We start from the raw sequence: 11,648 nt of genomic DNA, 5'->3' as shown, positions 1-11,648 counted from the left end.
CTCGAAATGCTGGACAATTGCCGTGAGGGGCGGCATAAGCATGTCTTGTGCCGTGCACGGAAAATCGCTGCGGCGCATTCAAGCCCGAGGAACGTAGAATGAAGACTCTCCTGACGCAAATCTTCACCTGGTGGAACGGCCAGACGATCGGAACGCGGTTTCACACCTGGCGCTTCGGCAAGAAGGTAGGACAGGACGAGTTGGGCAATACCTACTACGAAGGCGGCACCACCTCCTGGGGCATGCCGCGCCGCTGGGTGATCTACAATGGTTATGCTGAGGCCTCGGCCATTCCGCCCGGCTGGCATGGCTGGATGCATTACCGCACCGACGTGCCGCCGAGCCAGGAAAGCTACGTTGCGCGTGACTGGCAAAAGCCGCACCAGCCCAACCTCACCGGTTCGTCCAATGCCTATCGCCCGCAGGGGTCGCTGGCTGTGGCCGGCGAGCGCCCGCGCGTAACCGGCGACTACGACGCCTGGACCCCCGGCAACTAAGCATCTTGTGATGCGCGGTGTTGTGCAAAACATCGCGCTTGCTTTCGCTCTCACCGGTTTTTGCCACATTCCGCCCTTAGGCGTTGATCCGGTCGGCGGTTCGACACAGGCAAATATTTGGAGACATATCGTATGAGGAAAATCACGCGGGATCGTTCTTTGCGTGCGCTGACAGTCTCGCTGTTTGCAGCGGTCTCTGCTGTTCTCCTCGTATCACCCGTCTCCGCCGCCCGTCTCGAAAACCGTGTGGCGGTGTTTTCCGGCATCGACAAGATCACCGGCCGCATCACGTCTTTCGATGTCTATATCGATGAGACCGTGCAGTTCGGCGCGCTTCAGGTGACGCCGAAAGTCTGTTATTCCCGCGACCAGACGGAAGCCCAGAAGATCGACGCTTTTGTCGAGGTCGATGAAATCACGCTCGACCGCAAGATCAAGCGAATTTTTACGGGCTGGATGTTCGCCGACAGTCCCGGCCTCAACGCTGTGGAACATCCGATCTACGACGTGTGGCTGACGGGCTGCAAGCAGGATTCTGACGTTCCTGCTCCCTCTACGGCAAGCAAATAACCTTACGTAAAGTCTTCAAAATTGCAGACTGGGCCGGTTGACGGCAAGGTCGAGCATTTTCGTATAATCCTGCTTCGGTACGTCAATCGCGCCGAACGTCTTGAGGTGCTCTGTCGTAAATTGCGTGTCGAGCAGGGTGAAACCCTGCTGTCGCAAGCGCTCCACCAGATGCACGAGGCAAATCTTCGATGCATTGGTGCGGCGGGAAAACATGCTCTCGCCGAAGAAGGCGGCGCCCAGCGAGACGCCGTAAAGCCCGCCGACAAGTTCCTCGCCTTCCCACGCTTCGACACTATGGGCGTGGCCGATCTGGTGCAACTCGCTATAGAGCCTGCGGATGACGGCGTTGATCCAGGTGCTCGGTCTGTCCGGCGCTTCCGCCGCGCATCCAGCCATCACCGCTTCGAAAGCGGTGTTAAAGCGAATCTCGAACGGCTTCCTGCGCATCGCTTTGGCGAGGCTTTTGGAAACGTGAAAACTATTGAGGGGAATGATGCCGCGAATTTCCGGCTCGACCCAAAACAGTTCCGGATCATCGGCCGAATCGGCCATGGGAAACAGGCCGGCTGAATAGGCGCGCAGCAGAATATCGACCGTTATGTCGTTATTTCTGCTGCGCCGCCCAGCCATATCGTCTTAGTGAGACGCGTCACCGGCCAGATATTTTTCCAGCCAGTGAATATCGTAATCGCCGTTCAGAATATCTTCGTTCTGCAGAAGATCCTGGAAAAGCGGCAGTGTTGTCTTGATGCCGTCGACGACGAACTCATCCAGCGCGCGACGCAGGCGGCGAATGCACTCGTCACGGTCGCGGCCGTGAACGATGAGCTTGCCGATCATGCTGTCGTAATAGGGCGGGATCTTGTAGCCCTGATATGCACCGGAATCGACGCGAACACCAAGACCGCCCGGCGTGTGGAAATAGGTCAGCGTGCCCGGTGAGGGAACGAAGGTGCGCGGGTCTTCGGCATTGATTCGGCATTCGATGGCGTGGCCATGGAATTCGATATCCGCCTGCGTGACCGACAGGCCCTGGCCTGAAGCGACCCTGATCTGTTCCTGCACGAGATCCATGCCGGTAATCGCTTCCGTTACCGGATGCTCCACCTGCAGACGGGTATTCATTTCGATGAAATAGAACTCGCCGTTTTCATACAGGAACTCGATGGTGCCGGCGCCGCGATATTTCAGCTTGCGCATGGCGCTCGCGCAAATTTCGCCGATCTTCATGCGCTGTTCGACGGTCAGAGCCGGCGAATTGGCTTCTTCCAGCACCTTCTGGTGACGGCGCTGCAACGAGCAATCGCGTTCGCCAAGGTGAACGGCATTACCTTCGCCATCGCCGAACACCTGCACTTCGATATGGCGCGGCTTGCCGAGGTATTTTTCCATGTAGACCGCGTCGTTGCCGAAGGCTGCCGCCGCTTCGGAGCGGGCCGTCGCAACGGCCTCTTCCAGATCGGCTTCGGTCTTCGCCACCTTCATGCCGCGACCGCCGCCGCCCGCCGTCGCCTTGATGAGGACGGGAAAGCCGATTTCGCGGGCGATCTCAAGCGCGTTTTCAGGCTTCACTTCGCCATCGGAACCGGGAACAACGGGAATACCAAGCTCCATCGCCGTCTGCTTGGCGGTGATCTTGTCGCCCATGATGCGGATATGTTCGGCGGTCGGTCCGATGAAGGTGATGCCGTGCGCGTCGAGAATATCGGCGAACTTTGCATTTTCCGACAGGAAGCCGTAACCGGGATGAACGGCGTCCGCCCCGGTGATTTCGCAGGCCGCAACGATCTGGTGGATGTTGAGGTAGCTGTCACGCGAAGGCGGCGGGCCGATGCAGACGCTCTCGTCGGCAAGGCGCACATGCATGGCATCCGCGTCGGCCGTGGAATGCACGGCCACCGTCGGAATGCCAAGCTCCTTGGCGGCGCGCAGGACACGTAGCGCAATCTCGCCGCGGTTGGCTATGAGGATCTTCGAAACCATGCTGAACCGCCTTTATTCGATGACCACGAGGGCTTCGCCATACTCCACGGGCTGAGCGTCGTTGACGATGATTTCCACGACCTTGCCGGACTTGGGAGCCGGAATCTGGTTCATGGTCTTCATGGCTTCGACGATGAGGATGGTCTGGCCTTCCTTGACCGTTGCACCCACTTCGATGAAGGGACGTGCGCCCGGGGCAGGCGAAAGATAGACCGTGCCGACCATCGGCGAGGACACGGTGTTGGCCGGGTTGCGGGCAGGTGCTGCGGAGGACGCAGAGGCTGCCGGCGCGGCTGCGGCCGGCGCAGCAACGGGGGCTGCCGCCGGCGCGGGCGCATAAGGAGCAGGCGCTGCGGCATAGACCGTGGCGGCGGGAGCGGCGCGGGAAACGCGGATGCGCAGGTCGTCCTGCTCCACTTCGATTTCCGAAAGGTCGGTATCGTTGAGGATATTCGCGAGTTCGCGGATCAGTTCCTTGTCGATACCCTGTTTCTTTTCAGACATGACAAACCCTATTCTTTGTTTCTTTTTATGCCGTGATGTTTTTCAGCGCGTGAAGCGCCATGATGTATCCATATGGTCCGAAACCGCAGACCATGCCCTTAGCCGCGGGTGATACCATCGATTTGTGACGGAACTCTTCGCGGGCGTGGATGTTGGAAATGTGCACTTCCACGACGGGCGTGGAAATCGCGCGAATGGCGTCATGCAACGCGATGGATGTGTGGCTGTAGGCGCCGGGATTGATCACGACGCCAGCCGCCCGCTCACCCGCCTCCTGCAACCAGTCCACCAGCACGCCTTCGTGGTTCGACTGGCGGAATTCCACTGCGAAACCGAGATCGGCACCGGCTTGAAGGCAATCATTCTCGATGTCCTTCAGCGTCTTGCCACCATAGATACCCGGTTCCCTTTTTCCCAGCATGTTGAGATTGGGGCCGTTGATGACGATGATGATGTTGCTCATTCACGTTTCCATAAGAAAATCAGCGACACCTATAGACTGCGCAGCCGTCAAGGAAAAGCCCCCGCAAGCCCTAAACCGGCCGCTGGGCAGGCATCTCACAGGGAATGCAGTGGCTTTTTTAGCAATCAGGAGCAGGTGGCTTTTCCACAGCTGCGCATATTGGCGATTTTTTCCTTCAGAGGGTCGGCGCCGACCGCACCGAAAACCGCCTCGTCGCCGACGATATAGGACGGCGTTCCGGTGATGCCGAGGCTGTTGGCCAGCTTGTAGGTTTCCTGCACCTGCGCATCATTCGGGTTTTCCGCCATCGACTTGCGGATGTCTGCTTCCTTGAGGCCGAGCGAGGTCGCGACTTCCATGGCGCTGTCCTCATTCGCCCGTCCGCGACCACCAAGCAGGGTGCGCTGGAATTCTGCGTATTTTGCCGGAGCAAGCAGCTTCACGGCGTTGGAGACTCGGTGGGCCGCAACCGATTCCGGTCCGAGGATAGGGAATTCCTTGAGGACGACGCGCACCTTCTTGTCGCCCTCCAAAATCGCGTCCATATCGCCCATGGCGCGTTTGCAGTAACCGCAATTATAGTCGAAGAACTCGACCAGCGTCACATCGCCATCCGGGTTGCCGAGCGCCAGATCGTATTTTGATTCGAAGATGGTCTTCTTGTTGTCGGCAACGGCTTCCGCCGCCTTGGCGTTGCGCGCCGCATATTGTTTGCGCTCAAGCGCATCCTGAACCTCGAGCATGATTTCCGGGTTCTCGATCAGATATTGCTTGATGAACTCGCCCATTTCCTTCTTCTGCTGCTCGTCGAGCGCATGGGCGGGCAGGGAGGCGAATACCGTCGAAAGGGCCGTCACGCTGGCAAGAAGGGTGGAACGGAGAAAATGCGCCATATCGGTCCTCATTCTGTGCGGCCGGAGCCTCTTGAAATCTTATGAAGGCAATTACCTTACTTTAAGCCAAATGCCATACGGCAAAAATACTTGTCCGCATTATGATCGCATGATTGTGAAGATTGTGATTCTGCGGCAAGTCTCTGAAATACGGTTCAGGAAAGAGCATGCCCTTGATAACGATCTCGAAGCGGAGCGCCGTCGAACCCTTTCACGCCATGGACATTCTGGCGGAAGCGAACAGGCGCAGGCAGGCGGGCCGCCCCGTCATTTCCATGGCGGTCGGTCAGCCCTCCCATCCTGCACCGAAAGCCTCGCTTGCGGCGGCTGAGGTTGCGCTGAAGCATGGGCGGATCGGTTATACCGATGCGCTCGGCCTGCGTGAGTTGCGGGAGGCGATCGCCGGCCATTACCGGTTACGCCACCAGGTCGCCATCGATCCGGCCCGCATCGCCGTGACCACTGGCTCATCTGCCGCCTTCAATCTCGCTTTCCTCAGCCTTTTCGATGCGGGCGATTATGTCGCTATCGCAAGGCCCGGCTATCCGGCCTATCGCAATATTTTGAAAGCTCTCGGCCTCAACGTCGTGGAAGTGCCGGTCACGGCCGAAACGGGTTATACGCTGACGCCGGCAAGTCTGGAGCGGGCGGAGACAAAGGCCGGCTGCAAGCTGAAGGGCGTGCTTCTGGCAAGTCCGGCCAATCCGACCGGCACGGTGACCGGCCGCGAGGCTTTGAAGCGGCTGGCCAGCTATTGCCAAAGCCGCGACATGGCTTTCATTTCCGACGAGATCTATCACGGCCTTACTTTTGTCGGCGAGGAGACGAGCGCGCTCGAAATCACCGACAATGCCGTGATCATCAACTCCTTCTCCAAATATTATTGCATGACCGGCTGGCGCATCGGCTGGATGGTGCTGCCCGAAAATCTGGTCCGTCCCGTCGAATGTCTGGCCCAGAGCCTTTATATTTCCGCGCCTGAACTGTCGCAGCTCGCGGCGACGGCAGCCTTTTCGGCGGCGGAGGAACTGGATGTCTACCGGGAAAGCTATCGCACCAACCGCGATTTCCTGATGGCGCGCCTGCCGGAGATAGGCCTGCCGCTGGCGTCCCCGATGGATGGCGCATTTTACGCCTATGTCGATACCAGCCGCTTTTCCAACGACAGTATGGATTTCGCCAGGCGCATGCTGGCGGAAATCGATGTGGCGACGACTCCAGGCATGGATTTTGATCCAGAGGAAGGCCACAGGGCGCTGCGCATTTCCTATGCGGGTTCCGTGTCTGACATTGCCGAGGCCGTTGGACGTATTGCCGGCTGGTTGAAATAAGCCGGGATCATCCGTTCGTGGTGCTCAGGTGGGCGTGCAGCTGAAGGTGCTGTTGAAAGCCTTTTCGCCCTTTGTCGTGAAGGTCAGTACCCTTCCGTTTCCGCGCCGCAGCCAGTCCCGTTGCTGCATGGCTTCAAGCAGCGATGCGCCGAGCCCACCGCCGAGATGATGGCGGCGCTCACTCCAGTCCAGGCAATGCAGGCAGACCGGGCGACGGGCCTTCTCGAGCGGTGAAAGGTCTATGCCGAAGCTTGAGAAGAACTCGCGTCCGCTCTCCGTTAAGGCAGGATCATCACCTAACGTCACGAGCCCCTTTGCGGTGATGGCGGCTAGCAGCGCCACGCCGCTTTCCCCGGCCAGATGATCGTAGCAGATGCGCGCTTCCCGCAGCGCCTTGTCCTTCGGTCCCGTGCGGACGCGGACTGCGCCCGTGCGCTGGGCAAGACCCATCAACGCTTCCAGAACATGCGCCACATCCTCGTCGGAAAGACGGAAATAGCGGTGACGTCCCTGTTTTTCCGCTTTCAAGAGTTGCGCCTCGGAGAGCTTCGACAGATGACCGCTGGCGGTCTGCAGGGTCACGCCGGCGGCTTCGGCAAGCTCGCTTGCGGTGAGCGCACGTCCGTCCATCAGCGCCGTCAGGATGTTGGCGCGGGCAGGGTCGCCGATCAGCGCGGCGACATTGGCGATCAGGGGGCCGTCTTTCATGCTTCGATTCTAGCCGAAGCATTAATGCAAAGCAATGGCGTAAAAGAGAGAGACAAAATACGAGGAGACAAACGATGCTGACCTGTTTCATCCGCTACGAGATCGATCCTTTCAAGGTCGATGCTTTTGAGCGATATGCCCGCACATGGGGTGAGGCGGTACCGCGCTGCGGGGCCGATCTGATCGGTTATTATGCGCCGAAGGAGGGATCGAGCACCATTGCCTACGGTGTCTACAACATCGAAAATCTGGCCGCCTACGAAGCCTACAGGGCACGGCTCGCCGCCGATCCCGCGGGGCGGGAAAACTACGAATTCGCCCGCCGCGAACAGTTCATTCGCAGAGAGGACCGGCTTTTCCTGCGTCTCGCCTCCGCTCCGCACGCCGGAGGCGGACAATGATTGCCGTTATTTTCGAGGTCTGGCCGGCTGAAGGCGAGAAGCAGCATTATCTCGACATCGCGGCAGGCCTGCGGGCTGAACTGGAGACCGTCGACGGTTTTCTGTCCGTCGAGCGGTTTCAAAGTATCGGCAATCCGGACAAGATGCTCTCTCTGTCCTTCTTCCGGGATGAGGAGGCGGTGAGGGCGTGGCGCAACACCCTGCCGCATCGCGCCGCGCAGTCGCTTGGCCGGTCCGGCGTTTTTTCCGATTACCGGCTGCGTATCGCGCAGGTGATCCGCGACTACGGCCTGGAGGAACGGGAGGAAGCGCCAGCCGACAGCCGGCAAGTCCATCCGGCAGCGGGAAATGGCTAGGCTGACTTTTTCAGCATCAGTTTTTCTGCATGCCGCTGCAAGGCTTTCTGGTTCGAACTCGCCTTTGAAACCCGTTATAGATGGGCCAATATGGTGCGGGGCACCCCTAGAATTGGACAAGGAGAAAAGCGATGTCGGCGGAGAAGGTAGCGATTGTAACGGCAGGCGGCAGCGGCATGGGAGCTGCCGTGGCGAAACGTCTGGCCGCGGATGGCTACAAACTCGCGATCCTGTCCTCTTCCGGCAAGGGAGAGGCGCTGGCGCAGGAACTGGGCGGCATCGGCGCCACCGGCTCCAACCAGTCCAATGACGATCTCCAGCGGCTAACGGATTTGACGCTCGAAAAATTCGGCCGCATCGATATGCTGGTCAACAGCGCCGGCCATGGTCCGCGCGCCTCCATCCTCGATATCACCGATGAGCAATGGCATACGGGTCTCGATGTCTATCTGATGAACGTCATCCGCCCGACACGGATCGTCGCCCCCATCATGGTGAAACAGAAAGCGGGCGCCATCGTCAACATTTCGACTGCCTGGGCTTTCGAACCGAGCAGCATGTTCCCGACATCCGCCGTGTTCCGCGCCGGCCTTGCCTCCTATACCAAGATTTTCGCCGATACCTATGCGGCCGACAATGTGCGCATGAACAATGTGCTGCCCGGCTGGATCGACAGCCTGCCGGCAACGGAGGAGCGCCGAGAGAGCGTGCCAATGCAGCGTTACGGCAAGAGCGAGGAAATCGCCGCTACCGTGGCATTCCTTGCCTCTGAGGGGGCGGGATATATTACCGGTCAGAATATCCGCGTTGATGGCGGGTTGACGCGGTCCGTTTGACGGGCTGACCTTTCCCATTCCTCATCCCGTGCCTGTCGCAGGAATTGTGAGCGGTTCGAAAAAAAGTTCTTTGCACCGATAAAAGAAAACGCCCGCAACATCGTTACGGGCGTCTTTTATCCAAGATGTGGCTTCTCTCAGAAGAAGCCTTTGCGCTGCCACCAGCCGCCCTTGCGCGGCTTTGGTTCATCGCCTTCAGGCGTTGCGGGTGAGCCGGAAGAGGTCACCACCGGCTCGGAATGCGAGACATTACTGCCTCGGTTCGCGCGGACCTTTTCTTCGTTCGCCGTTGCTTCCGCTTCCGGAGCGAGATCGGCCGAGGCTTCACCTGCTTCTTCGATGGCGACGTCGACAACGGTTTCCTTGACGATCACCGGCTCTACCGTTTCAACGGCTTCTGCCTTCGGTGCTTCTTCGGTTTCAGTCTTTACTTTCGCCTTGCGGGTGCGGCGCGGCTTTTTCGGTGCTTCAACCTCAACGACGTCGGCAACCACACCTTCCACCACTTCGGCGGCGGTCGGTTCTTCATTCACGGATGCTTCGGCGGAAACCTCTTCGCTTTCGCCTTCCTCGCCGTCCGCGGCGTCGAGTGCCTCGTCTTCCGCACGGTTGCGGCGGCCGCCACGCTTGCCGCGACGGCGGCGCTTGCGCTTGCCATCCTCATCGGACGTCAGTGCTTCCGCTGTACCATTTTCGTTTTCAGCATCGGCCTCATCGGTTTCGACGCCGTCGTCGTCACCTTCGGCATCGTCGCCTTCGGACTGGGCGTCAAGCGCGCCGTTCTGGTCGTTCTGACCGCCCTTACCGCGACGACGGCGGCGGCGCTTGCGCTTGCGCTTGCCTTCCTCGCCATTGTCGCCCTGCTGCTGGCGCGGCTCGGAGGGCTGGGCCTTGACGATTTCTTCCTCGTCTTCGTCCTCTTCCACCTCTGCGACGAAATCGTCTTCCTCTTCCACGAAGTTCGGCAGCATCTGGATGAGGCTTTCGATCTTCACCGGATTTTCGACGGCTTCACCGCGATCGATGGCGAAATGCTGCGCACCGACACCGGCGTCGGCAGCGATGATGATGGACACACCGAAGCGGCCTTCATAATCGACGATCGTGCCGCGCTTGTGGTTGAGCAGGTAAAGCGCCGTTTCCGGCGTGCAGCGCACGGTGATGTTGTGGGTGGTGTTGCGCAGCAGATATTCCTCGACGCCACGCAGAACATGCAGCGCGATGGAAGATTCGGAGCGCACATGGCCCGTGCCGCCGCAATGCTGGCAGACCTGCGTGGTCGATTCCAGCACCGAAGCGCGGATGCGCTGGCGCGACATTTCCAGAAGGCCGAAATGCGAGATGCGGCCGACCTGGATGCGTGCCCGGTCGTTCTTCAGGCAATCCTTGAGCTTCTTCTCGACAGCGCGGTTGTTGCGCTTTTCTTCCATGTCGATGAAGTCGATGACGACAAGACCGGCAAGGTCGCGCAGGCGAAGCTGGCGCGCCACTTCTTCCGCCGCCTCGAGGTTCGTCGTCAGCGCGGTTTCCTCGATGGAATGCTCGCGGGTCGAACGGCCTGAGTTGACGTCGATGGAAACCAGCGCTTCCGTCTGGTTGATGATGAGGTAACCGCCCGACTTCAGCGTCACCTGCGGCTGCAGCATGCGGTCGAGCTGGGCCTCGATACCGGAGCGCGAGAAGATCGGGTGAATGTCGCGGTAAGGCTGAACCACCTTGGCGTGGCTCGGCATCAGCATCTTCATGAAGTCTTTCGCTTCACGATAGCCTTCTTCGCCCGAAACGATGATCTCGCCGATATCCTTGTTGTAGAGATCGCGGATCGAACGCTTGATCAGCGAGCCTTCCTCGTAAACAAGGCAGGGAGCCGTGGAGTTCAGCGTCAGCGTGCGGACATTTTCCCACAGACGCATCAGATATTCGAAGTCGCGCTTGATTTCGACGCGGGTGCGGTTGGCGCCGGCGGTGCGCAGGATGACGCCCATGCCCTGCGGCACGTCCAGATCGCGCGCGATTTCCTTCAGGCGCTTGCGGTCGGCCGGCTGGGTGATCTTGCGGGAAATACCGCCGCCACGCGCCGTATTCGGCATCAGAACGGAGTAACGGCCGGCAAGCGACAGGTAAGTGGTCAGCGCCGCACCCTTGTTGCCGCGTTCTTCCTTGGCAACCTGCACAAGAAGAATCTGACGGCGCTTGATGACTTCCTGGATGCGATACTGCTTGCGCGGCTTGCGGGCGACGCGGTCCGGAACCTCTTCCATGGCGTCTTCGGCGCCGACGGATTCGATCACTTCCTTCTCGTGATGATCGTCATCGTCGTCGTCATCGTCGTCATTGCCGCGGCGAAGACCCTCGACTTCCTCGGAAATCGTGTCGGTATCGACCATGGCGGCCATTTCGCCGCCGGTGCTGCCCTCGTCTTCGGAAGACGCTTCGGCGGCCTCGGCCGCAGCGGCTTCTTCTTCCGCCGTCTTCTTCTTGGCGCGGGGGCGGCGGGTGCGTTTCTTCGGCTTTTCTTCCTCAGCGGGTGTTTCTTCCGCGACGACCTCGACGGCTGCTTCTTCGGTAACCGCTTCCACAACGGGTGCAGCTTCTTCCGTGACAACGGTCTCGGTGGTTTCGCTTGCGGAAACAATGCCGACATCCGGCTGATCCACCTGCGAAAGGTCGATCATGGGCGCACCGGGCTCGGGGGCGTCTGCAGATTCGAAATCGTCGCTGCGGCGATGATCCTCGGCTTCTGCTTTCAGCAGGGCCTGTCGGTCAGCGAGCGGGATCTGGTAATAATCCGGGTGTATTTCCGCAAAGGCGAGAAAGCCGTGGCGATTTCCACCGTAATCGACGAAGGCCGCCTGAAGCGAGGGCTCAACGCGGGTGACCTTGGCAAGATAGATATTGCCGCGGATCTGTTTCTTGTGCTCCGATTCGAAATCGAATTCCTCGATCCGGTTCCCACGGACAACGACTACGCGTGTCTCCTCTTCGTGGGAGGCGTCGATAAGCATTTTGTCTGCCATGTAAGCTGTGCTCCTCGGCGCAGCCTTGTTTTATACGAGAACAGGCCCGCCACACGGACGAGCCTTTCATATGAGTGCAAGGATGTGCC

General features: G+C 59.6%; 13 protein-coding genes. 6 read left to right on the top strand and 7 right to left on the bottom strand.

Annotated elements, in window-relative coordinates:
- Positions 1–98 precede the first annotated feature (98 nt).
- Positions 99–497, top strand: coding sequence for an NADH:ubiquinone oxidoreductase subunit NDUFA12 (locus tag O9X91_RS13780; protein WP_077982413.1), 399 nt, complete (start codon positions 99–101; stop codon positions 495–497).
- 132 nt (positions 498–629) lie between these two features.
- The gene (locus O9X91_RS13775) at positions 630–1,067 is read left to right on the top strand and encodes a DUF2155 domain-containing protein (RefSeq protein WP_077982412.1); all 438 of its coding nucleotides are present in this window, start codon (positions 630–632) and stop codon (positions 1,065–1,067) included.
- A 15-nt stretch (positions 1,068–1,082) separates the two neighbouring features.
- On the opposite strand, the gene aat is transcribed toward O9X91_RS13775, so the two are convergent.
- The 5 genes from aat to O9X91_RS13750 all read right to left on the bottom strand — a co-directional run bounded on the left by aat (position 1,083) and on the right by O9X91_RS13750 (position 4,910).
- A complete protein-coding gene (aat, locus tag O9X91_RS13770) occupies positions 1,083–1,697 on the bottom strand; it encodes a leucyl/phenylalanyl-tRNA--protein transferase (protein ID WP_077982411.1) in 615 nt (204 codons plus the stop codon).
- Between the two features lie 6 nt (positions 1,698–1,703).
- A complete protein-coding gene (gene accC / locus O9X91_RS13765; protein ID WP_077982410.1) occupies positions 1,704–3,050 on the bottom strand; it encodes an acetyl-CoA carboxylase biotin carboxylase subunit in 1,347 nt (448 codons plus the stop codon).
- Positions 3,051–3,062: 12 nt separating this feature from the next.
- Positions 3,063–3,554 carry an acetyl-CoA carboxylase biotin carboxyl carrier protein gene (gene accB / locus O9X91_RS13760; RefSeq protein WP_077982409.1) on the bottom strand — a complete coding sequence of 164 codons (492 nt, stop codon included), beginning with the start codon at positions 3,552–3,554 and terminating at the stop codon, positions 3,063–3,065.
- Positions 3,555–3,579: 25 nt separating this feature from the next.
- Positions 3,580–4,017 (bottom strand): type II 3-dehydroquinate dehydratase, encoded by a 438-nt coding sequence (gene aroQ, locus O9X91_RS13755; RefSeq protein WP_077982408.1) that lies wholly within the window; start codon positions 4,015–4,017, stop codon positions 3,580–3,582.
- A 125-nt stretch (positions 4,018–4,142) separates the two neighbouring features.
- Positions 4,143–4,910: a DsbA family protein gene (locus O9X91_RS13750; protein ID WP_077982407.1), complete on the bottom strand. Its 768-nt coding sequence runs from the start codon at positions 4,908–4,910 to the stop codon at positions 4,143–4,145.
- A 173-nt stretch (positions 4,911–5,083) separates the two neighbouring features.
- Here O9X91_RS13750 and O9X91_RS13745 point away from each other — a divergent pair, with 173 nt between their 5' ends.
- Complete coding sequence (locus tag O9X91_RS13745) at positions 5,084–6,241, top strand: pyridoxal phosphate-dependent aminotransferase (RefSeq protein ID WP_165691201.1); 1,158 nt, start codon at positions 5,084–5,086, stop codon at positions 6,239–6,241.
- A gap of 24 nt (positions 6,242–6,265) precedes the next feature.
- Here the strand turns inward: O9X91_RS13745 and O9X91_RS13740 are convergent, their stop codons facing one another.
- On the bottom strand, positions 6,266–6,949 hold the full coding sequence (locus tag O9X91_RS13740) for an ArsR/SmtB family transcription factor (protein WP_137410222.1): 684 nt from the start codon (positions 6,947–6,949) through the stop codon (positions 6,266–6,268).
- 74 nt (positions 6,950–7,023) lie between these two features.
- On the opposite strand from O9X91_RS13740, the gene O9X91_RS13735 reads away from it, so the two are divergent.
- The 3 genes from O9X91_RS13735 to O9X91_RS13725 all read left to right on the top strand — a co-directional run bounded on the left by O9X91_RS13735 (position 7,024) and on the right by O9X91_RS13725 (position 8,542).
- The gene (locus tag O9X91_RS13735) at positions 7,024–7,350 is read left to right on the top strand and encodes an NIPSNAP family protein (protein WP_269833234.1); all 327 of its coding nucleotides are present in this window, start codon (positions 7,024–7,026) and stop codon (positions 7,348–7,350) included.
- Positions 7,347–7,706 (top strand): antibiotic biosynthesis monooxygenase family protein, encoded by a 360-nt coding sequence (locus tag O9X91_RS13730; protein WP_269833235.1) that lies wholly within the window; start codon positions 7,347–7,349, stop codon positions 7,704–7,706. The genes O9X91_RS13735 and O9X91_RS13730 overlap by 4 nt, the downstream gene beginning before the upstream one ends.
- A gap of 131 nt (positions 7,707–7,837) precedes the next feature.
- A complete protein-coding gene (locus tag O9X91_RS13725) occupies positions 7,838–8,542 on the top strand; it encodes an SDR family oxidoreductase (protein WP_269833236.1) in 705 nt (234 codons plus the stop codon).
- Between the two features lie 137 nt (positions 8,543–8,679).
- Here O9X91_RS13725 and O9X91_RS13720 read toward each other — a convergent pair whose 3' ends face one another.
- Positions 8,680–11,559 carry an Rne/Rng family ribonuclease gene (locus O9X91_RS13720; protein ID WP_269833237.1) on the bottom strand — a complete coding sequence of 960 codons (2,880 nt, stop codon included), beginning with the start codon at positions 11,557–11,559 and terminating at the stop codon, positions 8,680–8,682.
- Between the last annotated feature and the right edge of the window lie 89 nt (positions 11,560–11,648).

It is taken from the genome of Agrobacterium salinitolerans, assembly GCF_027498475.1.
Classification (GTDB): Bacteria; Pseudomonadota; Alphaproteobacteria; order Rhizobiales; family Rhizobiaceae; genus Agrobacterium; species Agrobacterium salinitolerans.
This window is presented reverse-complemented; position numbering and strand designations above follow the sequence as displayed.

Excerpts from the sequence above, each read along its gene's own strand:
- O9X91_RS13730 (WP_269833235.1), top strand. The coding sequence starts at position 7,347 with ATGATTGCCGTTATTTTCGAGGTCTGGCCGGCTGAAGGCGAGAAGCAG.
- O9X91_RS13750 (WP_077982407.1), bottom strand. The coding sequence starts at position 4,910 with ATGGCGCATTTTCTCCGTTCCACCCTTCTTGCCAGCGTGACGGCCCTT.
- O9X91_RS13735 (WP_269833234.1), top strand. The coding sequence starts at position 7,024 with ATGCTGACCTGTTTCATCCGCTACGAGATCGATCCTTTCAAGGTCGAT.
- O9X91_RS13740 (WP_137410222.1), bottom strand. The coding sequence starts at position 6,949 with ATGAAAGACGGCCCCCTGATCGCCAATGTCGCCGCGCTGATCGGCGAC.
- O9X91_RS13720 (WP_269833237.1), bottom strand. The coding sequence starts at position 11,559 with ATGGCAGACAAAATGCTTATCGACGCCTCCCACGAAGAGGAGACACGC.
- accB (WP_077982409.1), bottom strand. The coding sequence starts at position 3,554 with ATGTCTGAAAAGAAACAGGGTATCGACAAGGAACTGATCCGCGAACTC.
- aroQ (WP_077982408.1), bottom strand. The coding sequence starts at position 4,017 with ATGAGCAACATCATCATCGTCATCAACGGCCCCAATCTCAACATGCTG.
- O9X91_RS13775 (WP_077982412.1), top strand. The coding sequence starts at position 630 with ATGAGGAAAATCACGCGGGATCGTTCTTTGCGTGCGCTGACAGTCTCG.
- O9X91_RS13780 (WP_077982413.1), top strand. The coding sequence starts at position 99 with ATGAAGACTCTCCTGACGCAAATCTTCACCTGGTGGAACGGCCAGACG.
- accC (WP_077982410.1), bottom strand. The coding sequence starts at position 3,050 with ATGGTTTCGAAGATCCTCATAGCCAACCGCGGCGAGATTGCGCTACGT.
- aat (WP_077982411.1), bottom strand. The coding sequence starts at position 1,697 with ATGGCTGGGCGGCGCAGCAGAAATAACGACATAACGGTCGATATTCTG.
- O9X91_RS13725 (WP_269833236.1), top strand. The coding sequence starts at position 7,838 with ATGTCGGCGGAGAAGGTAGCGATTGTAACGGCAGGCGGCAGCGGCATG.